Origin of the sequence: Sphingomonas sp. PP-F2F-A104-K0414 (genome assembly GCF_004340945.1) — a bacterium.
GTDB lineage: Bacteria > Pseudomonadota > Alphaproteobacteria > Sphingomonadales > Sphingomonadaceae > Sphingomonas.
In genome coordinates, this window is the sequence record NZ_SLYD01000002.1 from 232,218 (window position 1) to 255,680 (window position 23,463).

Genomic DNA, 23,463 nt, shown 5'->3' on the forward strand with positions numbered 1-23,463 from the left:
GGTTTTCCCAGAAGTGCGCGCTCAAACGAGGGACAGGGTATGGTGAAACCGGCGGACGGTGGGAATATCGCGCGACTGGCGCTGATCGGTAATTTCCTGCCGAGACAGTGTGGCATCGCCACCTTCACGACCGACGTTTTCACGGCCATGCGCGCGCGCTTTCCCGAGATCGCCGTCGACGTCTACGCGATGGACGATCACCCCGGCAAATACGACTATCCGCCGGAGGTGACCGGCACGATCCCGCAGCCCGACCTGTCGGCGTATATCGACACCGCGCGGAAGATCGAGGCCGGCGGCGCGCAGGCGATCTGGGTGCAGCATGAATATGGCATCTATGGCGGTCCCGCGGGCGAGCATATCCTCGCATTGCTCGACCGGACGACGTTGCCCGTCATCGTCACGCTCCACACGATCCTCGAAAAGCCCAACGCCGACGAGCGTCGTGTGCTCGAGGGTCTGCTTCGCCGCGCCGCGCGCGTGATCGTGATGGCCGAGCGTGGCCGGGACATCCTCCAGCGCGTCTACGGCGCCAATGCACGCCAGATCGTCATGATCCCGCACGGCGTGCCCGATCGCGCCTTGCTCGACACGGCTGCCGTGAAGGGCAAGTTCGGCTGGGATGGCCACAAGGTCATGCTGACGTTCGGCTTGCTCGCGCCCAACAAGGGCATTGAAACGGTCATCAACGCATTGCCGGCCGTGATCGAGAAGCATCCCGACCTGCTCTACGTCGTGCTCGGCGCGACGCATCCGAACCTCGTCGCGCACGAGGGTGAGAAGTATCGCGACAAGCTGAAGGCGCTCGCCGCCGACAAGGGCGTCGCGGACAACGTCGCCTTCGTCGACGCATTCCTGGAGCATGGCGAACTCATCGATTATCTGCAGGCAGCGGACGTCTATGTGACGCCCTACACCAACCCGGCGCAGATCACGTCGGGCACGCTCAGCTACGCGATCGGCGTCGGCAAGCCCGTCATCTCGACGCCCTACGTCCACGCGACCGAGATCCTCGCGGATGGCCACGGCGTGCTCGTACCGTTCGGCGACGTCGATGCGTTCGCGCGCGAGATCGATACGCTGCTGTCGAGCGATCGCGATCGCCTGCGTCTCGCCGAGCGCGCCTATGCGCGGGGCCGCACGATGATCTGGCCGAAGCTTGCCGAGGCAACGATGGCAGAGATCAACGCAATCGTCGCCGCACGCCCGTTCAGGCTCCCCAAGGTGCAGACGCACCTGAAGCAATTATCGCCTGACTTCGCGGCGGTCGAGCGGATGAGCGATTCGACCGGCATGCTCCAGCATTCGATCTTCTCGATCCCCGATCGCCGCCACGGCTATTGCATCGACGATAATTGCCGCGCGCTGATGCTGATGAGCGCATTGCCCGATCTCGACGATGTCACCCGCGACAAGTGGATGACGATCTATGCGTCGTTCGTGCAATATGCCTGGAACCCGGACACGCGCCGCTTCCGCAACTTCATGAACTTTGATCGCACGTGGTGCGAGGATTCGGGGTCGGAGGATTCGAACGGCCGCACGCTCTGGTCGCTGGGCGTCACCGCGCGCGATGCGCAGGCCGGCAAGCACCGCGACTGGGCGACCGCGATGTTCGATTCGACCGCGACGATGGCGCTCGAACTCGGCAGCCTTCGTGCGCAGTCGTTCGCGATGCTCGGCGCGGCGGCGATGCTCGAGGCCAAGCCCGGCCACCAGCTCTCGCTGTCGATCCTCGAGGCGTTCCCGAAGATCCACCTCGACCTGCTCGCGGCAGCGCGTCGCCCCGAGTGGCAGTGGTTCGAGATCGTGCTGGCGTACGACAATGCGCGGCTTCCCCAGGCGCTGATCCGCGCCGGGCAGGCGCTCGACCGTCAGGACCTGATCGACTGCGGCATCGCCACGCTCGATTGGATCGTCGCCAAGCAGACCTCGCCCGAGGGCCGCTTCCGGGCTGTTGGGTCGGAGAGCTTCAACCGGCCCTATGCCGAGCCGTTGCAGTTCGATCAGCAGCCGCTCGAGGCGCAGGCCACCGTCGATGCGTGCGCTGCGGCGTTCGAAGCGACCGGCGACATGCGCTGGCATGACGAGGCGCAGCGCGCTTATGGCTGGTTCCTCGGCGCGAACGACCTCGATCTGCCGCTCGCGAGTGTGCTCGACGGTGGCTGTTTCGACGGGCTGATGCCGAGCGGGCTCAACCGAAACCAGGGTGCCGAGTCGATTTTGGCGCTGCAACTCGCGAATTGTGCCATTTCTGGGGTATCAAAGGCAGCGCAAAGCGTGGCAGGAGCGACCCGCGTCGTCGCCTAGTTCGCTAGCGACAGCCTTGCAGGCGACGGTGCGCTGAGTGGAACGACGCGGGGCACTGCTACGATGGATCTGTTCAACCACCAGCTGCGGCTGCACGCGGACCCTTCGCGTGTCGTCGTGCGGCCGTTCCATATCGCCTGGGGCGGTCATGGCGGCGCACCGAGCCGCACCGAGCGGCTCGTCGGCGAAGTGTTGGAAATGTCGCCCGCACAGGCGCGCGCGCAGCTTGAGGTCGTGCTGAAGGATTTCGAGGCACGCCACTGGCAGACGCGACGCGTGTTCATGACGCGCTACGACCAGATCGAGGACATGCTCGGGCTGAACGGCGCGGAGATCGGCGACGAGAAGCGCCAGCTGATCGGTGCGTATTTCTGCCACGAATACAGCTATGCCGCCGCCGCGCTGATGAACCCGAGCGCGGTGCCGCATTTCGACCAGTCGGGCATGCCGCCGGGCTCGATGCGCATTCTCATGTCGTTGCGCGCGGTCGGCGAGGGTCACATCTCGTCGGTCGCCTTCCGCGAGGGCATCATCACCTGCGAAAACCAGATGAAGCTCGCGCCCGAGCCGCCGTTCGCGACTGCGACCGACGCGGTCGGCAGCGGCGAGGACGAGATGCCCGAGGGCCCTGTCACCGTCTATCGCCACCGCGACAGCACGCTAAGCGGCACGGTGATCTTCCCGATCACCCAGGCGCAGTCGAAGGGCCTGGAGGATCTGCGGATCGTCCGGTTCCAGCACGAGAACGGCGAGTTCGAGTGGATCGGCACCTACACCGCGTATAACGGCTCGGTGATCCAGTCCGAACTGATGCGCACGCGCGATTTCCGCGCGTTCGACCTGGTGCCGATGACCGGCCCCGCTGCGCGGAACAAGGGCATGGCGCTGTTCCCGCGGAAGGTGAACGGTCAGTACATGATGATCGGCCGGCAGGACGGCGAGAATTTGTTCCTGCTCAAGTCGGACACGCTGACCGACTGGGACGATGGCGAGAAGATCCTGACGCCCGAATATCCGTGGGAGCTGGTGCAGATCGGCAATTGCGGCCCGCCGATCGAGCTCGACGAGGGCTGGCTGCTGCTGACCCACGGCGTCGGCGCGATGCGCAAATACTCGATCGGCGCGGTGCTGCTCGACAAGGACGATCCGTCGAAGGTGATCGGCCGGACGAGCCAGCCGATCCTGGCCGCGAAGGACCAGGACCGCGAGGGGTATGTGCCCAACGTGGTCTATAGCTGCGGCGCGTTGAAGCACGGCGATACGATCTTCATGCCGTACGGGATCGCCGACAGCTCAGTGGGCTTCGCGTTCGTGCCGATCAAGGACATGCTTGCTGCGATGAAGTGAGGGGGTGTCTCCACGGACGCTTTCCTTCTCCCCTGCGTAAACACCACCCACGCGTAAACACCACCCCGGCGAAGGCCGGGGCCCAATTGGGGGGACGCAGATAACGGCGAACTGCGCTCCGTTACTCCCACCTTTCCAATTGGGCCCCGGCCTCCGCCGGGGTGGTGCAGACGACTAAGTCCATCTCTAATTTCTTGTTCTCCCGCGAAGGCGGGAGCCCAGTCTGGATCCCCGCCTTCGCGGGGAAACAAACTTTCTCCCCCTAAACCGCTACCGCGAAGCCGCCATAGTCCGCCGGTACATCACCCAAGTCAGCACCGCGAACAGCAGCGTCCCGCCAACCAGCGCCACGCTAGCAAACCCATCCCCAACCAGCGCCAGCGGCGTTTCCTTGTTGGTCAGATACACGATCCCCGCAAAGCCAACGCCCCACAGCGACTCCCCGACGATCATCCCCGTCGCGGTCAGCACCCCCATCCGCTTCGCCAACTCAGGATCGCGAGCCCGGTCCGCCCAGCGATCATACGCAAACCCCACGACGGCACCGATAGTCACCGGCAACGTCACCGACATCGGCAGATACACGCCGAGCCCAACGCCCAGAGGCGGCAACCGCAGCTTCCCCGCCTTGCCAAGCAACTCATCGACCGCGATCACCAAAACGCCAGTCAGCGCCCCATACCCGATCATAGCCCAGTTGAGGTTCCCCCCCAGCACGCCCTTCGCGAGCGCCGAGATCAACGCCGCCTGAGGCGCAGCCAAAGCATTCGGCCCCGCCCCCGGCGCGCCCGCGAACCCGAGCGTGCTCCCGAGCAAGTTCAACACAGGCGGCACCACGATCGACCCGAACACCACGCCGATCAGCAACGCGACCTGCTGCTTCCACGGCGTCGCACCGACCAGCTGGCCCGTCTTCAGATCCTGCAGATTGTCGTTCGAGATCGTCGCGATCCCGAACACGATCCCTGTCACGATCAGCCCGTACGCGACCAGCGCCTGCGTCGTCCCCGGCTCGACCGCGCGACCGAACCACGACACCAGCAGGATCGACGCCGCGAGAATGGCGAGAATGCCGATCCCCGACACCGGCGAATTTGACGCACCGATCAGCCCCGCCATGTACCCGCAGACCGCCGCGATCACGAGACCGATGACGAGGATGAACACGAGGCTCCCCGCGATCAGTCCGATCGCCGACGCCTCCAGTGGCCCGCCCTGCAACACGGTCCACAGCAGGATGCCGATCGGTGCCAGCATTGCCAGCGAGCCGATCCCGACGATCCCGATCGGAATGTCGCGCTCCTCCAAAGCCAGCACTTCGCCGCCACGCTTGGCCGCCGAGGCCGCCAACGCCGAACGGACGCCACCCACGACCGGCCCCGCGATCTTCAACAACGTCCAGATTGCCGCGACCCCGATCACGCCCGCCCCGAAGAACCGGACGTCCGAGCGGAACACTGTGTTGGCGATTACCTCGGCGGTCCCGGTGACGCTCCCGCCCGAGGTCAGAATCGGCAGCAATATCCACCAGCCGATCACCACGCCCGCGAACATCGCCATGCCGACCGAGATGCCGACCAGATGCCCCGCACCGAGCAACGCGAACGACAGCCCGCCCGAGATGCCGGTCGCGCCCGCACCGACGCGGAACCACGTCGCGGCCTCGGCGGCGACCAGCTTGGTCTGCGTGAGAATCGCGAACCCGGCCGAGACGACCGCATTGGCGACGATGATGCCGAGCCCGCGCGCGCTTTCCTCGCCACCTTCGCGACTGCCCGCGCCGACCTTCAGCACCTCGGCAGCCGCGCGACCTTCCGGATACGGCAGCACCGTGTCGACGACGAGCGCACGACGCAGCGGTACCGAGAACAACACGCCGAGCACGCCGCCGAACATCGTGATTGCCGCAGTCGTGAAGAACGGAAAGCCCTGCCACCAGCCGATCATCACCAGCCCCGGCAGCACGAAGATTATCGCCGCCAGCGTCCCCGCGGCGGACGCGATCGTCTGGACGATGTTGTTCTCGAGGATCGTCGAATCCTTGAACAACCTCAGCACCGCCATCGAGATCACCGCAGCGGGGATCGACGTCGCGAACGTCAGCCCGATCTTGAGCCCGAGATAGACGTTCGCCGCAGTGAACAGCAGCGTGATGATCCCGCCGAGCACGATCCCGCGAAACGTAAGCTCGCGCATGCTGGTCTCGGGGCCCGTGTCGGTTACGCCCCGCGTCGCGTCGGTCATGTCGTCAGCCTCAAAGCAATTTGGGCGACTTGTGGCATGATGTGCGATCAGAGGAAACAGTATCGACCGTAACTAGCCTGTTCTCCCGCGAAGGCGGGAGTCCAGACTGGGCTGCCGCCTGCGCGGGAGAACAAGGAGGAGGGAGCACCCCCTCCCCCAAATCTACCGAGCCGCCATTCGCCGCGCGAAATTCACCTCGACCGCGCGCGTCACGCTCTCCGCGATCCGGTGCCGCCCTTCCTCGCTATCCAAGAACGCAGCGTCCTGCGGGTTCGAGATATACCCCGTCTCGAACAGGATCGACGGCATGTCGGGCGCCTTCAGCACCATCAGCGACGCCATCCGGTGGAAGTTCGCCTTGAGCGGCATCAACGGCCGGGCCTCGCGCCCAAGCAGCCGCGCGAAGGTCGCCGACGCGTTCATCGTCTCGCGCTGCGTCAGGTCGATCAGGATCGACGACACGTCCGCGGGCGCCTCGCCCAGGTTCACCCCCGAGATCACGTCCGCCTTGTTCTCGCGCGCCGCCAATCGAGCGGCCTCCTTGTCGGACGCCACTTCGGACAGCGTGTACGCGGTCGCGCCGGTCGCGGTTTCCGACCCGGTGCTGTCGCAGTGGATCGAGATGAACAGGTCGCCCTTCAGCCGCCGCGCCACGCCGTAGCGTTCGCGCAGCACCAGATACCGGTCGTCACTCCGCGTCAGCGCCACGCGTACGCGGCCAGAGGCGAGCAGCTCGTCGCGGATCGCCTTGGCGACCTTCAACGTCACGTCCTTCTCGCGCAGCCCGTTCGGCCCGATCGCACCCGGATCGACGCCGCCATGGCCCGCATCGATCACCACCAGCGGCCGCGTGTCGTCGCCCTGCACGCGCGGCAGCTTCATCCCCGGCGCCTTGGGCGGCACCGGGACCGACACCTTGTACTTGGGCCGCGAGGCCGCCCCGAAGTTGAACGGGAAGAAGTTCAGCGGCCCGGCGATACCCGCCTGCGCGAACTGGGCGTAATCGACCGTGCGCAACGCCAGCGTCAGTTCGCGGCCGTCGGAGTCGAACCCGCCATCGGTGACGATCGCCGGCTCGGCCAGGTCGAACACCATCCGCATCCCGGACCGCCCGCTGCGCATCTGCGTCACACCGGTCACGAGGCCGCGCGCGGCAACCTCGCGGCCCGGAGACGCGCCCGATACGTCGACCGCGATCTGGCGCGGCCCCGTCAGCACGCGGCTCGCCGCATCGCCGACCGCCTCGTCGAACCGGATGACGATCCGCCCCTCCCTGATCGCGACGCTCTGCACGGTCGCCGCCCAGGCGGGAACGCTCGTCAGCCAGCCGGCCATAAGGGCGATTACCGCGAACACCTCGCGTCCTTGCCGTGCGGATCGACCGCCGGTCCAGCGGAAAGCCATGCTACACCCCTTCGATCGATACATCCGATCACCGCAGCGATAGGTAAGCCCCTACGTCCCAAGAGCGCGTTGCAGGGTGCGGTTAATTTGCCGTTTGCCATGAATTTGCCGGCAAGGCTCTGCCGCCCCGGCAAGTCTGCGCTTTACTGCCCTTAATTCGAGCCGAAACGCGCCGGAAAGCAGCCAATATCGGGCTAGTTGCGGGATCGGGTATGCAGTGCTAGTCCTGTCGTACAGCCGTGTGTCGCCTGGATTTTACCAGCGACGCGCCGGTCTCGACGCCCGCCAGCGGATTCTCGCCGGCGCGGCAATTCAGGTTGACGCTCGAATGACGCATTCCCCCCGCCCCGCACTCCGACCGGCCTTCGCCGACGGACTCGCGGTCGTGCGGTCGCCGCAGGGAGAGTTCCCGCGGCATGCACTTCGCGCAGAGGCAGTTTCGCATACCATCCGCGAGTCCGGGCGTCCGTGCCCGACCGCACCACCATCAAGCGCGCGACGGCTGCCGACAGGCCCGGCGCGCGCGCGGAGAATCTATAATGACAACGCGCATGCTGATCGACGCACGCCACCGGGAAGAGACCCGGATCGCAGTCGTCAAGGGTAACCGGATCGAGGAATTCGATTTCGAGAGTGCCGAACGCAAGCAGCTCAAGGGCAATATCTACCTCGCCAAGGTCACGCGGGTCGAGCCGTCGCTCCAGGCGGCGTTCATCGATTACGGCGGCAATCGCCACGGCTTCCTCGCATTCAGCGAGATCCACCCCGATTACTACCAGATCCCCAAGGAAGATCGCGACGCACTGCTCCGTGAAGAAGCAGAGCATGCCGCCGAGGAAGCCGCCCTGCGCGCCGACTACGACTCGGACGAAGACGAGGGTGACGACGAGGACGACATCGAGCGCTTCGAGGACGATGGCGGGGTAGATCCCGACGTCGCCGAGGAACTCGAAGGCAGCGAGTCTGGCGAAGCCCCGCGACGGAAACGCAAGCCGAGCGCCGACGATGCCGCGGTAGAGGACCTGCGCGAGCGTCGCATGAACCTGCGCCGCCGCTACAAGATTCAGGACGTGATCCATCGCCGCCAGGTGCTGCTCGTCCAGGTCGTCAAGGAGGAGCGCGGCAACAAAGGCGCGGCGCTGACCACGTACCTGTCGCTCGCCGGTCGCTACTGCGTGCTGATGCCGAACACGTCGCACGGCGGCGGCATCTCGCGGAAGATCTCGAACGCGGGCGATCGCAAGCGTCTCAAGACGATCATGGCCGACATGCAGCTGCCGCCGTCGATGGGCTGCATCGTTCGCACCGCGGGCCTCCAACGCTCGAAGGTCGAGATCAAGCGCGACTTCGATTACCTCGCCCGCCTGTGGGACGGCATCCGCGAAGCCACGCTGAAGGCGTCGGCCCCCGCGCTCGTGTACGGCGACAGCGACCTGATCAAGCGCGCGATCCGCGACATCTACAACAAGGAAATCGAAGAGGTCATCGTCGAGGGCGAGGACGGCTATCGCCAGGCGCGCGAGTTCATGCGCCTGCTGATGCCGACGCACGCGCGGCGCATCAAGCACTATGCCGATCCTGTTCCGCTGTTCCAGCGCGCCGGCGTCGAGGATCAGCTGTCGGCGATGTATCACCCCGTCGTCCAGCTGAAGTCGGGCGGCTACCTCGTCATCAACCCGACCGAGGCGCTCGTCTCGATCGACATCAACTCGGGCCGTTCGACGCGCGAGCATTCGATCGAGCAGACCGCGACCGCGACCAACCTCGAGGCCGCCCAGGAAATCGGCCGCCAGCTCCGCCTGCGCGACATGGCCGGGCTCGTCGTCATCGACTTCATCGACATGGATAACAATTCCAACGTCCGTAAGGTCGAGAAGGCGATGAAGGAGGCGCTCAAGAACGATCGCGCGCGTATCCAGATCGGCCGCATCTCGTCGTTCGGCCTCATGGAAATGAGCCGCCAGCGCCTGCGCACCGGCGTGCTCGAAGCGTCGACGCGCGCCTGCCCGCATTGCGAGGGCACCGGGCTGGTCCGTACCGCGTCGTCGTCGGGCATCTCCGCACTCCGCCTGATCGAGGACGAGGCCGCCCGCGGTCGCGGTTCGCTGCTCACCCTGCGGGCGAGCCAGGAAGCCGCGGTCTACATTCTCAACCGCAAGCGCGCCGACATCGCCGAGATCGAGGATCGCTACGGCGTGATCGTCGAGATCATCCCCGGCCAGGACGAGGAAGGCGCGCACATGACGGTCGAGGCCAGCGGCCCGCCGCCCGCGCACGCGCCGAAGTTCGTCCAGATCATCGAGGAAGACGAGGACGACCTCCCCGAGGAGATCGAGGACGAGATCGAGGAGGAAGAGGTCGAGGAGGCCGAGGTCGAGCAGCCGCGCCGTCGTGAAGCTCGCGAAGGCAATGGCGAGCAGCGCGCACCCCGCGAGAACGGTCGCGATGCCGACGGTGAAGCCGGCAAGAAGCGTCGCCGCCGCCGCGGTCGTCGCGGTCGCGCACGTCCCGGTGAGGAAGGTGCAGCAGAGGGCGTCAACGAAGACGGTACGTTCGAGGACGCCGACACCAATGTCGAGGAAATCGAAGAGGTCGAGGGCGACATCGTCGAAGTCGGCGGTGGCGAAATGGTCTCGGCTGGTGCGCCATCCGAGCAGGCCAATGGCGCAGAGGGCGAAGGCCGTCGTCGTCGCGGTCGTCGGGGTCGTCGTGGCGGTCGCCGCAACGAGCAGGGCGCCGAGAACGGCCAGTCGGTCGCCGTCAGCAGCGTCGACGATGCCCAGCTGATCGCCGAGGCTCCCGAGCCGGAAGCGTACGAGCCGGTCGAGTCGACCTACGCCGAGCCGCCTTACGAGCCGGCGTTTGAGCCGGTCGTCGAGGAAGCTCCGGTGGCGGAAGTCGCCGAGGGTCCGAAGATGCGCCGTCGTCCACGTGCCCGTGCAGCCGCCGCTGCGGCGAACATCGCCGAGGCGGTCGCCGATGCAGCACCCAAGGCACGCCGTGGTCGCAAGCCACGCGCGGTCGAAGCGGACGCCGAGACGATTGCACCGGAGCCAATGGTTCCGGCGCCGATCGCTCCGGAGCCCGTCGCGGCCGAGCCGGCTGCTCCGAAGCCCGGCCGTCGCCGTCGCGAGGCGGTTGCGGAGGCGACGATGGACGAGGTGAGCGCAACGCCCGCCGAGACCATCGAAGCGTCGGCGCCAAAGCCCAAGCGTGCGCGTCGCAAGGCGTCGGACGCGGTGGTCGAAGCCCCAGCGGTTGAAGAGGCGGTCGTCGAGGAAGCGCCAGCCAAGGTCGCCAAGCCCCGCGGTCGTCCACGGAAAGCAGCCGTGGTCGATGCCGGCGATGCCGCCCCGACCAGCGACCCCCTCGCCGAGCCGATCGCAACCACCCCGCCCAAGGCCGAAGTCCAACCCCAGGACGTCGCGACGTCGGACACCAACGACGACCCCGACGGCGCCCCCCGCCGCGGCTGGTGGCAGCGCACCTTCGGCTAACCCCGCACGCTGTGACCAAAGAACGGGCGCGACCGAAAGGCCGCGCCCGTTTTCGTTTGTGGAAAAGCGCCGAAGCTACCGGTGAAGCGCTCCATCCGACAAATGTATGTGTCCCCGCGAAGGCGGGGACACAGACTGGGCACCCGCCTTCGCGGGTGAACAAGACAAGAGGACGGCCCTCAGTTTGTGTTCTAGCGCCGTCGTAAGACACGCCGAACTCCCATCACCCACCACCACCCCGGCGAAGGCCGGGGCCCAGTTGGAAAGGTGGCAATAACGGCACGCTACCCTCCGTCAGCAACGTCCCCCAACTGGACCCCGGCCTCCGCCGGGGGGGTGGCTATCCGGCGGCACTGTCTCGAACGCGCGTCGACACCCCAAACCAAAACCCGTCACCCCAGCGAAAGCTGGGGTATCCCACGTGGCACGCGACACCCGCCAAACCATGAGATCCCAGCTTCCGCTGGAATGACGGTCGGAGAGAAACGAGCACCACGCCCCCCAGCGCCCCCCCCCTCAAACCCCTGTCCTACACACCCAAACCCTGCTCCCCTCCCCCAATGCCACCCACACTCCCAACCAACCGCAAAACCGCTCCCAGCGTCTGCACTTCCTATACTTCACTCCACCGCACGCCCGACCGCACGACCATTGCCCCCCCGCCCCCAATCGACGATACCCCGTAATATGAAGCGCCTAGTAGCCGCCGCAGCCACCGCCCTCCTCCTCTGGACGACGCCCCTCCAGGCCCAGTCGATCCTCCGCGACGCCGAGACCGAAACCATGTTCGCGGAGATGTCGAACCCGCTGATCAAAGCGGCCGGGCTCTCGACGCGCGACGTGAAAGTCGTCCTCATCAACGACGAATCGATCAACGCGTTTGTCGCCGGCGGCCAGACCGTCTACGTCCACTCAGGGCTCATCCAGGCCGCCGACAACGCCAACGAAGTCCAGGGCGTCATCGCGCACGAGCTCGGCCACATCGCCGACGGCCATGTCGTCCTCGCCGACCGCGGCACCAAGCCGGCAATGGGCATGTACCTGCTCTCGATGGTCCTCGGCCTCGCGGCTATGGCAGCCGGCAGCGGCGAGGCCGGCGCCGGCATCATGGCGGCAGGTCAGCAGGCGGCGATGGGCAGCTATCTCTCGTTCAGCCGCGTCCAGGAATCGACCGCAGACGCGACCGGCGCGAAATTCCTCCGCGAGGCCAACGTCTCGGGCCGCGGCATGCTCAGCTTCTTCAAGAAATTGCAGCAGCAGGAATACCGCTTCGGCACCGCCAACATCGATCCCTTCATGCAGTCGCATCCGCTCTCCGGCGAGCGTGTCGCCACCCTCACCGCCGACCTCCAAGCCTCGCCCGCCTGGGCCAACAAACCCGACGCCGCGCTGGAGGAACGCTTCCGCCGCGTGAAGGCGAAGCTCGCCGGCTACGTCATGCCCGCCGACCAGACGCTGCAGGCCTACCCGCCCAGCAACCAGTCGATCTACGCACACTACGCCCGCGCCTACGCGTATCACAAAGCGGGCTACCCTGAGAAAGCCGATGCCGAAGCCAACGCACTGGTAAAGGCCGAGCCCACCGATCCGTATTTCCTCGAGATCAAGGGGCAGATCCTGCTCGAAGCGGGCAAACCAACCGAGTCGCTAATTCCCCTGCGCGAAGCCACGGAGGGTTCTCGCAACAACCCGCTGATCGCCACCACCTTCGGCCACGCACTGATCGCGACCGAGAACAAGGCGAACTACCCCGAGGCCACCAGGGTCCTGCGCACCGCGGTCGGTCGCGACGACCAGAACCCGTTCGCCTGGATGCAGCTCGGCACCGTCTACGAACTGACCGGCGATACCGCGCGCGCCGCACTCGCCACCGCCGAGCGCGCCAGCATGGGCGGCGACATGCGGACCGCGTCGGCGAGCGCGCAATATGCGCTGGCGAACATCCCCGCGAACACGACCGACTGGATCCGCGCACAGGATATCGCGATGGCCGCGCAGAACGAGATGGACGACAATCCCAAGCAGTATAAGCGCCGCAAATGAGCAAGTTCACATTTCCGGCAATCGCCGTCGCCAGCGCCGTCATCGGAGGCCTCGCGGTCTGGGGCTATGACCGCCAGGGCGGCGGCGTCGAGCGTGCGCAGGTCGAGTCGATCGTCCACGATTACGTCCTCGCGCACCCCGAAATCCTCCCCGAGGCGATGGAAAAACTCCGCGACCGCGAGTCGGGCAAGACCGTCACCGCCAACCGCGACGCGATCGTCACGCCGTTCGGCAGCGCCTGGGCCGGCAACCCTAAGGGCGACGTCACGCTGGTCGAGTATTTCGACTATAATTGCGGATACTGTCGCGCGAGCCTGCCGATGATCGCCAAGCTGATCGCCGCCGACCCGAAGGTCCGCGTGGTCTTCCGCGAACTCCCGATCCTCAGCGCCGAAAGCCGCATCGCCGCCCGCGCCAGCCTCGCCGCCGCGCAACAGGGCAAGTTCGCCACCTTCCACGACGCACTCTACGCCGGCGGCCCGGTCAGCGACGCCTCGATCGCCGCCGCTGCGAGCAAGGCCGGAGTCGACACGACGCAGGCAAGCTTCACCAAGACCGCCGACGCGGAAATCGCCAAGAACATGGAAACCGCCGCCAAGCTCGGCATGACCGGCACGCCAAGCTGGGTGGTCGGCGACCGAGTCCTGTCCGGCGCCCTGCCGCTGGAAGACCTGCAAAAAGCCGTAGCGGCAGCGCGCGCCGGCTAACCCCACCCACTCCCGTCATCCTGACGAAAGTCAGGACCCAGAGCCACAATCGGAGCGCGCATGGCTCTGGATCCTGGGTCGAGCCCAGGATGACGGGATTTGGGTAGCCCGCCCCCTATCAATAGGCATGTCCCACCCCCATCTTCCCCTCACAAAAAGGGATGCCAATGACCGAACCGATCCTGTCCATCGCGGGCGTCACCAAGACCTACAAGAGCGGCACCACCGCCCTCCACCCCGTCGACCTCGACATCCAGAAGGGCGAGATCTTCGCCCTCCTCGGCCCCAACGGTGCCGGCAAGACGACGCTGATCAGCATCATCTGCGGCATCGTCACGCCGTCCGCCGGCACGATCAAGGTCGCCGGCTACGACGCGATCCGCGACTACAAGCAGGCGCGCAGCCGCATCGGCCTCGTGCCGCAGGAACTTAACGTCGACATGTTCGAGACGGTGCTCGCCACCGTCACCTTCAGCCGTCGCCTGTTCGGCCGCTCGGGCCACAGCGCGTACATCGAACAGGTGCTCCGCGACCTCTCGCTCTGGGATAAGCGCGACGCGAAGATCCGCGAACTCTCCGGCGGGATGAAGCGCCGCGTGCTGATCGCCAAGGCACTCGCGCACGAACCCGAGATTCTGTTCCTCGACGAGCCCACCGCGGGCGTCGACGTGGCGCTCCGCCGCGACATGTGGAAGCTCGTCCACCGCCTGCGCGAAGGCGGCACGACGATCATCCTGACGACGCACTACATCGAGGAAGCCGAGGAAATGGCCGACCGCGTCGGCGTCATCAACAAGGGCAAGCTGCTCCTCGTCGACGACAAGGCGTCGTTGATGAAGAAGCTCGGCAAGCGCGAACTCGACATCGCTCTCCAGGACCCGATGACGGCGCTTCCCGCCGACCTCGCCGACTGGGACCTGTCGCTGGAAGACGACGGCAAGCGCCTCCGCTACGTGTTCGACGCACAGGCGGACCACACCGGCATCCCCTCGCTGCTACGCAAGCTCAGCGAGGTCGGCATCGGCTTCAAGGATCTCGAAACCAGCAAATCGAGCCTCGAAGACATCTTCGTCGATCTCGTCGGAGAACGCGCATGAACACCCACGGCATCTGGGCGATCTACCGCTTCGAAATGGCGCGCGCGCTGCGCACCCTTTGGCAGAGCCTCGTCACCCCCGTCCTGACTACCTCGCTCTATTTCATAGTCTTCGGCGGCGCGATCGGCAGCCGCATGCAGCAGGTCGGCGGCGTCGGTTACGGCAGCTTCATCGTCCCCGGCCTGATCATGCTGTCGCTGCTCACGCAGAGCATCTCGAACGCGTCGATTGGCATCTACTTCCCCAAATTCACCGGCACGATCTACGAGCTGTTGTCGGCCCCCGTCTCGGCGATGGAGATGGTGATCGGCTATGTCGGCGCGGCGACCACCAAGTCGGTGATCCTCGGGCTGATCATCCTCGCCACCGCGTCGTTCTTCGTGCCGCTGCGGATCGAACACCCGTTCGCGATGATCGCGTTCCTGATCCTGACCGCGGTCGCGTTCAGCCTGTTCGGGTTCATCATCGGCGTCTGGGCCAACGGCTTCGAGCAGTTGAACTTCGTCCCCGCGCTGCTGATCACGCCACTGACGTTCCTCGGCGGCGCGTTCTACTCGATCGACATGCTACCCCAGCCCTGGCGGACGTTCAGCCTGTTCAACCCGGTCGTTTATTTGGTGAGCGGCTTCCGCTGGAGCTTCTTCGGCGTCGGCGACGTCGCGGTCGGAGTCAGCCTCGCGGTGACGGCGGGCTTTCTCGCCGTGTGCCTGATCGCGATCGCCTGGATCTTCAAGACCGGCTGGCGGATGAAGAACTGAAGTAAGAACCTTGTTTCCCCGCGAAGGCGGGGACCCAGTCTGGACTCCCGCCTTCGCGGAAGAACAAGTTTCTCAGCGCATCACCGGCAACGTGATTCGCGACCCCGCACAGACCTTCTGCGTTGCCTTCACATAGTCCCCCGGTTTCGCCCGCGGGATGTTCGGCACGAACGACTGCGGGTTGCGGTCGATCATCGGGAACCAGCTCGACTGGATTTGCACCATGATCCGGTGCCCCGCCTTGAACACGTGATCATGGTCGCGCAGCGGCACGTCCCATGCGACGACCTTGCCCGATACCAAGGGCTGCGGCGCGGTATCGCTCGTCAGAAAGCGTCCACGCCGCACCTCCATCGCGATCGGCAACTGATAGCCGTTCAGCGTCTTCGCATAGTCGCCCGGTTGCGCCTGCGACTTGTCGAACGCCTCCGTATCGTCGGGCAGCACGTCGATCAGCTTCACCACAAAATCGCTGTCCGTGCCGCTCGTCGACGCCTGCAACGTTGCCGACAGTGCCCCCGTCACGGTCAGGTCCGCGGCCAGTGGCTCCGACACATACCCCAACACATCCGGCCGGTGATCGACGAAGCGCTGGTCGTCCGCCTCCCACCACGCCCAGTCCGGGCTGGCATACGTCGCCGACATCGGTCGCCGGCGGAACGGCACCGGGTTCGCCGGATCGGACACGTAATCGCGACACGCCTCGCCCGCCGCCGGCGCGGTGAACGACAGGCTGCCGTCCGCATGCAGGTAAAGCTCGGTCGTCTTCGCACCCGTCGGAGGCCAGGCGGCATAGGTCTTCCACACGTTCGACCCCGACTGGAACATCTTCGCCGCAAAGTCCGGCCGCGGCCCCTTGCCGTGCAGCCAGTATGCGAAGAACGGCGCCTGGATCTGCTCCTGGAATTGCGTGCCGCTCGCCGTACCGAGCGGGATCGGCCCAAGATGATCCGCCACGCCCTGCCACCCGCCATGCCGCCACGGCCCCGCCACCATCTGCGCGAGGTGGTTCGGATCGTTGCGCTTTTGGCGCGCGTAGATCTGCCACGAACCCCACGGATCCTCCTGATCCCAGAACCCGGCGACGTTCAGCGTTGGCACCATCGTCTTGCCCAGCGAATCGGTCCAGCGCTGCGCGGTATAGAAGCCGTCGTGATTGGGATGATCGAGCAGCGCCGTGAACATCGGCACCCGCCCCTTGAAGACGTTGCGGTCGATCGCCTCCGCCGAGCCCGCCTTGAGGAAATAATCGTACGTGTCGCTCGGATACGCAAAGTCGGAATTCTTGGTCTTGTCGAGTTGCAGCGACGACACCCAGTCGGTCGCGTAGCTCAGCCGCAGCGCGCCGTTGCGATGCAGGTCGTCCGACTGCCAGTAATCGATCCATGCCGCCTGCGGGGAGACCGCCTTCAACGCCGGATGCGGATTCGCCAGCGCCACCGCAGCGGCGAACCCGGGGTAGGACACGCCCCACATGCCGACCTTGCCGTTATTGGCGGGAACGTTCTTCACCAGCCAGCCGACGGTGTCGTACGCATCCGTCGCCTCATCCACGACTTTCGGATCGCCCAGATGAACCGCGGTCGACAGCGTGAAGACGCCGTCCGACTTGAACCGCCCCCGCATCGATTGGAACACGAACACATAGCCGTCCTTCATCAGCGGACCGAAGCGATCGGCGGTGGGAAACGGCGCATCGGGCACGCCGTAGGGGGTCCGCTGGAGCAGGATCGGCAGCGGCCCCGTCATTCCGCGCGGCCGCATGATCACCGTCTGCAACTTCGCGCCGTCACGCATCGGCACCATCACCTCCTCGAAGGTAAAGGGCGACTGGGTCACGGTTTGCGGCGCTGTCTGCGCGAGCGTGGCGGCCGGGACGGCTGCGGTGACGGCAAGCGCGAGCAGGAGGGCGTGACGCGACATGGAATTTCCCTTCGTGGACCGTGCCACGATTGGACGAACCCACGCGTGCGAAGTCAAGCCGCGCGCCATGCTCCGGTCAGCGCCGGTCGCAATGCCAGCGAATTGAGATCGATCAGCGCGTGCAGGACCATCGCCAGCCACAGCTCCCCGGTCATCAGATAGACCGCCGCCATCAGCGCACCGACCAGCGTGGTCGCGATCACGCCCGCCAGCCCCTGATACAGATGCATCGCGCCGAAAGCCGCCACCGCGACGCCGAACGCGACAAACGCGCTACCGGATACGAGCGCGACCAGCAGCGGCAGGAACAGACGGAAAGCGAGTTCCTCGGAAACGCCCGCCATGATCGACATGGCGGCGGCATGCGCGATCTCCGGCCGGTTGCGCGGGAGCAGCGAACCGACATTGCCGATCGTCTTGAGGATGCGCCAATTGCGCCGCGTCGCGAGCACCGCACCGATGACCAGGCCACCGAGCGCGCTTCCGCCGATCATGGCGAGCAGTTCTACGCGGCTGTCGCCGGCGAGGCTTGGCAAGAGCGTGCGGAGAGCGTCGAACTCGGGCGGCACCGTGACGAGCGCATCGAGGCGGTCGAGGAGCGCGAGGCCAATGATGGCCGGCAGGACGAAGGCGATCGCCGCCTTGGCGATCCACAAGCGGTAGGTCTTCTGGCGCGAAGCGGTGTCGGGGAGGCGTTTGATGCGGCGATAGCCGAGGAGGTCGCCCTTGAGGAACCAGACCAGGCTCATGAGGGTGGCGAGGAGGAGGGCGTTGGGAAGGATCATGTCGACACTTCGCCCTTCATGCGTTCCACCGCTTGGCCTTGTTGTTCTCCCGCGAAGGCGGGAGCCCAGTCTGGGTCCCCGCCTTCGCGGGGAAACAAGGTGGTTAGGTCACCACCCCGACCCAGTACTCCACCCCGGCGGAGGCCGGGGCCCAATTGGAACGTCCAGAGTAACTAAGCGCATCGCTCCGTTAGCGGCGTTCCCCAATTGGGCCCCGGCCTTCGCCGGGGTGGTATTAGTGGCTCAGACTCAGTCCGTACGATGCTCACCCTTGACCCAACGCACCGTCCCCGACGACGCGCGCATCACCACGCTTTCGGTGGTCATCTTGCCCTTCTTCCGCTTCACGCCCGCGAGCAGCGAGCCATCGGTAACCCCGGTCGCGGCGAAGATGCAGTCGCCCTTCGCCAGCTCGGACAGGTCGTACTGCTTGTCGAGATCGGTGATCCCCCACTTCGCCGCACGCCCGCGTTCGTCGTCGTTCCGGAACAGCAACCGCCCCTTGAACTGCCCGCCAACGCAGCGCAGCGCCGCGCAGGCCAGCACGCCCTCGGGCGCACCGCCGGAGCCCATATACACGTCGACCGTGGTCTCCGGATCGGACGTCGCGATCACGCCGGCAACGTCGCCGTCACCGATCAGCATGATGCCGCAACCGACCTTGCGCAGTTCGGCGATCAGCGCCTCGTGCCTCGGACGATCGAGCACGCACACGATCAGGTCGCGCGCCGGCACGCCCTTTGCGGCGGCCACGGCGTTGATGTTCTCGGTCGGCGTCTTGTCGAGATCGATGATGCCCTCGGGATAGCCCGGCCCGACCGCGATCTTGTCCATGTAGACGTCGGGCGCGTTGAGCAGCCCGCCCTCTTCGGCGATCGCCAGCACGGCGAGGCTGTTCGGCCCCGCAGTCGCGCAGATGGTCGTGCCTTCCAAGGGATCGAGCGCGATGTCGATCTTCGGGCCCTTGCCGATCGCGGAACCGACCTTTTCGCCGATGAACAGCATCGGGGCCTCGTCGCGCTCGCCCTCGCCGATCACGACGGTGCCATCCATGTACAGCGAGTTGAGCGCCTCGCGCATCGCCTCGACCGCGGCCGCATCCGCTGCCTTCTCGTCGCCGCGCCCGACGAGCGTGGAGGCGGCAATCGCCGCCGCTTCGGTCACGCGGACCATTTCGAGGACGAGAACGCGGTCGAGAACCTGGCTTGCGGCAGCGGTCAAAATATTTCTCCTCGGAATGTTTCGGCGGGGATAGGCAGCAGTCGCAGCATTGTCGACCCGATCAGTCCCTCAGCAGGTCGTTGATGCTGGTCTTCGAGCGGGTTTGTGCGTCGACCCGTTTGACGATCACGGCGCAATACAAGGACGGCTTGCCATCCCCGCCGCCGATCGAGCCCGGCACGACCACCGCATACGGCGGCACTTCGCCCTTGAACACTTCGCCGGTCGCGCGGTCGATGATCTTGGTCGAAGCGCCCAGATACACGCCCATCGACAGCACCGCGCCGTCGCCGACGCGCACGCCCTCGGCCACTTCCGCGCGCGCACCGATGAACGCGCCATCGCCGATGATGACGGGATCGGCCTGCAACGGCTCGAGCACGCCGCCGATGCCGGCGCCGCCCGATAGATGGACGTTCTTGCCGATCTGTGCGCACGACCCGACCGTCGCCCACGCGTCGACCATCGTGCCCTCACCGACATACGCGCCGATATTGACGAAGCTCGGCATCAGGATCGCGCCCTTGGCGATGAAGCTCCCGCGCCGCGCGACTGCACCGGGAACGGCGCGGATACCGGCAGCGCGGAACTCCGCCTCGCCCCAGCCAGCGAACTTCGACGGCACCTTATCGAACCCCGGAGCACCCGCCGACCCGCCGTCGATCACGACGTTGTCGTTGAGCCGGAACGACAGCAGCACCGCCTTCTTCAACCACTGGTTGACCTGCCAGCCGTCAGCAGTCGGCTCGGCGACACGCGCGGTACCCGCGTCCAGCATCGCCAGCGCGGACTCGACGGCGTCGCGAACCTTGCCCTGCGTATCGAGCCCTAGGTTCGCGCGGTCATCCCAGGCGGCGTCGATGATGGTCTGCAAGGTCATGATGTCTCCAGGATGGTTTCGAGCCACGGCGCAAGCACCGGCACGGTAAAGTCGATGTGGTCGCGCGCCGCGTCGGACGACTGCTCGGAGCCGTTGTCGATCCACACGGTGGTCATCCCGATCGCCTTGGCCGGCGTCAGGTTGCGCGCCATGTCGTCGGCGAACAGCGACGCCCGCGGATCGATGTCGAACGCCGCGCAGAACCCCGCATAGGCCGACGCATGCGGCTTCGGCATCAGGTTCATCGCGTGGATGTCGTGGATCGCCTCGAAGCTCTCGCTCAACCCGAGCCGCTCCAGGATCCGCGTCGCATACGGCGTGTCGCCGTTGGTGAAGACGAGCTTGCGCCCCGGCAGCTTGGCGATCGCGGCCACCAATGGCGCGTCATGCTCGATCACGTCCATCTCAATGTCGTGGACATGCGCCAGGAACGCATGCGGATCGACATGATGCTCGGTCATCAACCCCGACAGCGTCGTGCCGTGGTTGTGGAAATACCCCTTCTGCACGCGCCGCGCCTCGTCATGATCGAGCCCGAGCAGGTCCTGGATGAACCCGGTCATCCGCGCATCGACCTGCGCGAACAGGTCCGCGCTCGCCGGGTACAGCGTGTTGTCGAGATCGAAGATCCAGTTGCGGACATGGGCAAGGCGGGGGTCTAGGCGGGCAAGCATCGCGCGAACCTCTAGGCACCGCGAACCAACCGGGCAAGCCGGCTCCGGGCAGCCCCTTGTTTATCATCGCGTAACACTTTGTATTCCATTAGCTTGTCGGGGCAACAGGGGCGGAATTCATGCGAAGGATTAAGGCCGACCTGCTGCGGTCGGCGACAATGGGGACAGGTCTTCTCCTTGCCGCCTGTGGCGGTGGCGGTGGGGGCGGTATTAACAGCACGCCGACGCCGCCCTCGACATCGTTGCCAACGCCCGCCCCAACGCCAACTCCCGCCCCAACCCCCACGCCGACGCCTGCTCCCACGCCAACCCCGTCCAGCAACGACACCGGCGAATACCGCGCGACCGTTGGTGCGGTTTCGATGAATGCGCTTGCCGCCTATAATGTCGGCGCGACCGGCAAAGGCATCGGCGTCGGCGTAATCGACAGCGGTATCGACCTGCAAAGCCAGGAATTCGGAACCCGCATCTCGTCCGGGTCTCAAGACGTCGCCGGCAATGCTTCGATCGACGACGAAGGGGGCCACGGCACCGCGGTCGCCTTTACGCTCGCAGGCCGTCGAAACGGTGCGGGTTCGCAGGGCGTTGCGTTCGATGCGACGCTGATCGTCCTGCGCGCCGATCGCCCCGGCACCTGCGCGACTGCGAGCAAGGACGATGAGAGCACCGGCTGTAAATTCCCGACCGATGCGATCACCCGCGGGGTCGATGCAGCGCGTGTAGCGGGGGCGAAAGTCGTCAACATCTCGCTCGGCGGGTCGGAGATGCCACAAAGCCTGAAGGACGCGATCGGCCGCGCCACCGCGGCGGGTCTCGTCGTCGTGATCGCGGCGGGCAATGACGGCTCGGTCAACCCCGATCCCTTCACCAACGTCGCCGGTGACGCACAGGCGCGCAATCAGGTGATCATAGCCGGCTCGGTCGGGTCCAGCGACGGCATCTCGAGCTTCAGCGACAGGGCCGGCACCGGCGCCGCGCATTTCCTCACCGCCGTCGGTGAAAACGTCCGCGCGCCGGACCAGAACGACACCGCGTATCTATGGTCGGGCACGTCGTTCGCCGCGCCGCAGATTTCCGGCGCGGTCGCGCTGCTGGCGCAGGCATTCCCCAACCTGACAGGGGCGCAGATCGTCGACATCCTGTTCAAGAGCGCGCGCGATGTCGGCGCGCCCGGAATTGACTCCGTCTACGGCAACGGCGTGCTCGACCTGACCCGGGCTTTCCAACCGCTCGGCGCAACGTCAATGGCTGGCTCCAAGGCCCTCGTATCGACGAGCGGCAATGCGACGCTCTCCGCCGCCATGGGCGACGCGGTGCAGGGTGAACTCGGTGCGGTCATACTCGACGGCTACAGCCGAGCGTTCGCGATCGATCTGGCCAAGACGATCGCGAAACGCAGCCCCGACCGCGCGCTGGGTGGCGCGTTGCAGTCGCACCTCCGCACTGTCGCTCTGGCGCAAGGCAACATGACGGTGTCGATGACGCTGGCCCCCCGTTCGAACGGCGACGTGGCGCTCGACCGAACCTCGTTGTCGCGTGCCGACGCGACCGGCGCGCGCGCGATCGCGGGGATGGTGACGCAGAAGCTCGGCAGCACGCTGTCGTTCGGCTTCGGCTTCGCGCAAGGATCGGGCGCGCTGAGCGCACAGCTCTCCGGCCAGTCCGAACCCGCCTTCCTGATCGCCAATGCCGGCAGCATGGGCTTCGACAGCACCACGCGCGCCTCGAGCGCGATGCGGCAGAGCTTCGGCGGGTTCGGCTTTACCGCGGGAATCGAGAATGGCGACGTCCTGACGCAACGGGGCGACGACCTGCGGCTACGCGACCGCTGGCAACGCTCCGGCTACAACCGCGCATCGTTGGCGATCGATCGACGCTTCGGCGGGCTCGCGACGATGGTCGCCGCGACTCGGATGGACGAGCGCGATACCGTCCTCGGCGCGCGCTTCGATGCGGCGCTCGGCGCAACACGGGCGGCGACGTGGTTCTTGGACACCATGGCGCGCTTCGATGCCGGCGCCGGCTGGAGCATCGGCGGATCGATGCGCCAGGGCTGGACCCGCGCGGCCGTCCGCGGCGGTCTCAGCGGCGATGGCCTCGTCCGCACCAACGCGTTTGCCGCCGATATCGGCAAGGACGGCGTGTTCGGCCACGACAGCATCGGCCTGCGCATCGCGCAACCTCTGCGGGTGGCACGCGGCGGGATCGATCTCGGACTGCCGACCTATTTCGACTATACCAGCGGCAGTGTGACCGACTGGACCACGCAGCGCCTCAACCTCGCCCCGCAAGGTCGCGAAGTGGATGTCGAGGCGCGGTACGGCATGCCGGTGTTCGGCGGAGGCCTCGACACCAACCTCTTCTGGCGCCGCGACCCCGGCAATTTCGCTGCGCTGCCCAATGATTACGGCATGGCGATGCGGTACAGTTTGGGGTTTTGAATACCCACGCCCCCAATTCGTCATCCTGACGAAAGTCAGGATCCAGAGTAACGGGCGCTGCCGTATTTGGCTCTCGATCCCGACTTTCGTCAGGATGACGGACGTGAGAGACGGACGGGGCTGGATAAGCTA

15 protein-coding genes are annotated in these 23,463 nt (G+C 66.2%); 8 read left to right on the top strand and 7 right to left on the bottom strand.

Features of this window, described 5'->3' with window-relative positions:
• Nucleotides 1-39 precede the first annotated feature (39 nt).
• Both C8J46_RS05320 and C8J46_RS05325 read left to right on the top strand, forming a co-directional pair.
• A complete protein-coding gene (locus C8J46_RS05320) occupies nucleotides 40-2,310 on the top strand; it encodes a glycosyltransferase family 4 protein (protein WP_132735923.1) in 2,271 nt (756 codons plus the stop codon).
• Between the two features lie 63 nt (nucleotides 2,311-2,373).
• On the top strand, nucleotides 2,374-3,657 hold the full coding sequence (locus C8J46_RS05325) for a glycoside hydrolase family 130 protein (RefSeq protein ID WP_132735926.1): 1,284 nt from the start codon (nucleotides 2,374-2,376) through the stop codon (nucleotides 3,655-3,657).
• 270 nt (nucleotides 3,658-3,927) lie between these two features.
• Here the strand turns inward: C8J46_RS05325 and C8J46_RS05330 are convergent, their stop codons facing one another.
• Together C8J46_RS05330 and C8J46_RS05335 are read right to left on the bottom strand one after the other, a co-directional pair.
• Entirely contained in the window at nucleotides 3,928-5,901 is a 1,974-nt protein-coding gene (locus C8J46_RS05330) for an oligopeptide transporter, OPT family (protein WP_243643228.1), read from the bottom strand.
• A gap of 162 nt (nucleotides 5,902-6,063) precedes the next feature.
• Entirely contained in the window at nucleotides 6,064-7,305 is a 1,242-nt protein-coding gene (locus C8J46_RS05335) for an N-acetylmuramoyl-L-alanine amidase (protein ID WP_132735929.1), read from the bottom strand.
• A gap of 539 nt (nucleotides 7,306-7,844) precedes the next feature.
• Between C8J46_RS05335 and C8J46_RS05340 the strand changes: the two genes are divergently transcribed.
• From C8J46_RS05340 to C8J46_RS05360, 5 genes are all read left to right on the top strand, one after another.
• Entirely contained in the window at nucleotides 7,845-10,802 is a 2,958-nt protein-coding gene (locus tag C8J46_RS05340) for an Rne/Rng family ribonuclease (RefSeq protein WP_243643229.1), read from the top strand.
• Nucleotides 10,803-11,489: 687 nt separating this feature from the next.
• Nucleotides 11,490-12,845 carry a M48 family metalloprotease gene (locus C8J46_RS05345; protein ID WP_132735932.1) on the top strand — a complete coding sequence of 452 codons (1,356 nt, stop codon included), beginning with the start codon at nucleotides 11,490-11,492 and terminating at the stop codon, nucleotides 12,843-12,845.
• Nucleotides 12,842-13,552 (top strand): DsbA family protein, encoded by a 711-nt coding sequence (locus C8J46_RS05350; protein WP_132735935.1) that lies wholly within the window; start codon nucleotides 12,842-12,844, stop codon nucleotides 13,550-13,552. Before C8J46_RS05345 ends, C8J46_RS05350 begins: the two co-directional genes overlap by 4 nt.
• Nucleotides 13,553-13,719: 167 nt before the next feature.
• Nucleotides 13,720-14,649, top strand: coding sequence for an ABC transporter ATP-binding protein (locus tag C8J46_RS05355; protein WP_132735938.1), 930 nt, complete (start codon nucleotides 13,720-13,722; stop codon nucleotides 14,647-14,649).
• Nucleotides 14,646-15,407 carry an ABC transporter permease gene (locus C8J46_RS05360; protein WP_056065813.1) on the top strand — a complete coding sequence of 254 codons (762 nt, stop codon included), beginning with the start codon at nucleotides 14,646-14,648 and terminating at the stop codon, nucleotides 15,405-15,407. Before C8J46_RS05355 ends, C8J46_RS05360 begins: the two co-directional genes overlap by 4 nt.
• A gap of 72 nt (nucleotides 15,408-15,479) precedes the next feature.
• Here C8J46_RS05360 and C8J46_RS05365 read toward each other — a convergent pair whose 3' ends face one another.
• The 5 genes from C8J46_RS05365 to C8J46_RS05385 form a co-directional block, all read right to left on the bottom strand.
• Nucleotides 15,480-17,330 (bottom strand): CocE/NonD family hydrolase, encoded by a 1,851-nt coding sequence (locus C8J46_RS05365; protein ID WP_132735940.1) that lies wholly within the window; start codon nucleotides 17,328-17,330, stop codon nucleotides 15,480-15,482.
• Nucleotides 17,331-17,383: 53 nt separating this feature from the next.
• Nucleotides 17,384-18,115 carry a CPBP family intramembrane glutamic endopeptidase gene (locus C8J46_RS05370; protein WP_132735943.1) on the bottom strand — a complete coding sequence of 244 codons (732 nt, stop codon included), beginning with the start codon at nucleotides 18,113-18,115 and terminating at the stop codon, nucleotides 17,384-17,386.
• 249 nt (nucleotides 18,116-18,364) lie between these two features.
• Complete coding sequence (glpX, locus tag C8J46_RS05375) at nucleotides 18,365-19,336, bottom strand: class II fructose-bisphosphatase (RefSeq protein WP_107963207.1); 972 nt, start codon at nucleotides 19,334-19,336, stop codon at nucleotides 18,365-18,367.
• 61 nt (nucleotides 19,337-19,397) lie between these two features.
• Nucleotides 19,398-20,216: a 2,3,4,5-tetrahydropyridine-2,6-dicarboxylate N-succinyltransferase gene (gene dapD, locus C8J46_RS05380; RefSeq protein ID WP_132735946.1), complete on the bottom strand. Its 819-nt coding sequence runs from the start codon at nucleotides 20,214-20,216 to the stop codon at nucleotides 19,398-19,400.
• On the bottom strand, nucleotides 20,213-20,890 hold the full coding sequence (locus C8J46_RS05385; RefSeq protein WP_132735949.1) for a pyrimidine 5'-nucleotidase: 678 nt from the start codon (nucleotides 20,888-20,890) through the stop codon (nucleotides 20,213-20,215). The genes dapD and C8J46_RS05385 overlap by 4 nt, the downstream gene beginning before the upstream one ends.
• 119 nt (nucleotides 20,891-21,009) lie before the next feature.
• Here C8J46_RS05385 and C8J46_RS05390 point away from each other — a divergent pair, with 119 nt between their 5' ends.
• Entirely contained in the window at nucleotides 21,010-23,331 is a 2,322-nt protein-coding gene (locus tag C8J46_RS05390; protein WP_132735952.1) for a S8 family peptidase, read from the top strand.
• Nucleotides 23,332-23,463: the final 132 nt, after the last annotated feature.

What these genes read in the sequence shown, in the direction of transcription:
- C8J46_RS05335 (WP_132735929.1), bottom strand. Translation starts at nt 7,305, where the DNA reads ATGGCTTTCCGCTGGACCGGCGGTCGATCCGCACGGCAAGGACGCGAG.
- C8J46_RS05390 (WP_132735952.1), top strand. Translation starts at nt 21,010, where the DNA reads ATGCGAAGGATTAAGGCCGACCTGCTGCGGTCGGCGACAATGGGGACA.
- C8J46_RS05350 (WP_132735935.1), top strand. Translation starts at nt 12,842, where the DNA reads ATGAGCAAGTTCACATTTCCGGCAATCGCCGTCGCCAGCGCCGTCATC.
- C8J46_RS05325 (WP_132735926.1), top strand. Translation starts at nt 2,374, where the DNA reads ATGGATCTGTTCAACCACCAGCTGCGGCTGCACGCGGACCCTTCGCGT.
- C8J46_RS05320 (WP_132735923.1), top strand. Translation starts at nt 40, where the DNA reads ATGGTGAAACCGGCGGACGGTGGGAATATCGCGCGACTGGCGCTGATC.
- C8J46_RS05385 (WP_132735949.1), bottom strand. Translation starts at nt 20,890, where the DNA reads ATGCTTGCCCGCCTAGACCCCCGCCTTGCCCATGTCCGCAACTGGATC.
- C8J46_RS05345 (WP_132735932.1), top strand. Translation starts at nt 11,490, where the DNA reads ATGAAGCGCCTAGTAGCCGCCGCAGCCACCGCCCTCCTCCTCTGGACG.
- C8J46_RS05330 (WP_243643228.1), bottom strand. Translation starts at nt 5,901, where the DNA reads ATGACCGACGCGACGCGGGGCGTAACCGACACGGGCCCCGAGACCAGC.
- C8J46_RS05360 (WP_056065813.1), top strand. Translation starts at nt 14,646, where the DNA reads ATGAACACCCACGGCATCTGGGCGATCTACCGCTTCGAAATGGCGCGC.
- C8J46_RS05370 (WP_132735943.1), bottom strand. Translation starts at nt 18,115, where the DNA reads ATGATCCTTCCCAACGCCCTCCTCCTCGCCACCCTCATGAGCCTGGTC.
- C8J46_RS05355 (WP_132735938.1), top strand. Translation starts at nt 13,720, where the DNA reads ATGACCGAACCGATCCTGTCCATCGCGGGCGTCACCAAGACCTACAAG.
- C8J46_RS05365 (WP_132735940.1), bottom strand. Translation starts at nt 17,330, where the DNA reads ATGTCGCGTCACGCCCTCCTGCTCGCGCTTGCCGTCACCGCAGCCGTC.
- C8J46_RS05340 (WP_243643229.1), top strand. Translation starts at nt 7,845, where the DNA reads ATGACAACGCGCATGCTGATCGACGCACGCCACCGGGAAGAGACCCGG.
- dapD (WP_132735946.1), bottom strand. Translation starts at nt 20,216, where the DNA reads ATGACCTTGCAGACCATCATCGACGCCGCCTGGGATGACCGCGCGAAC.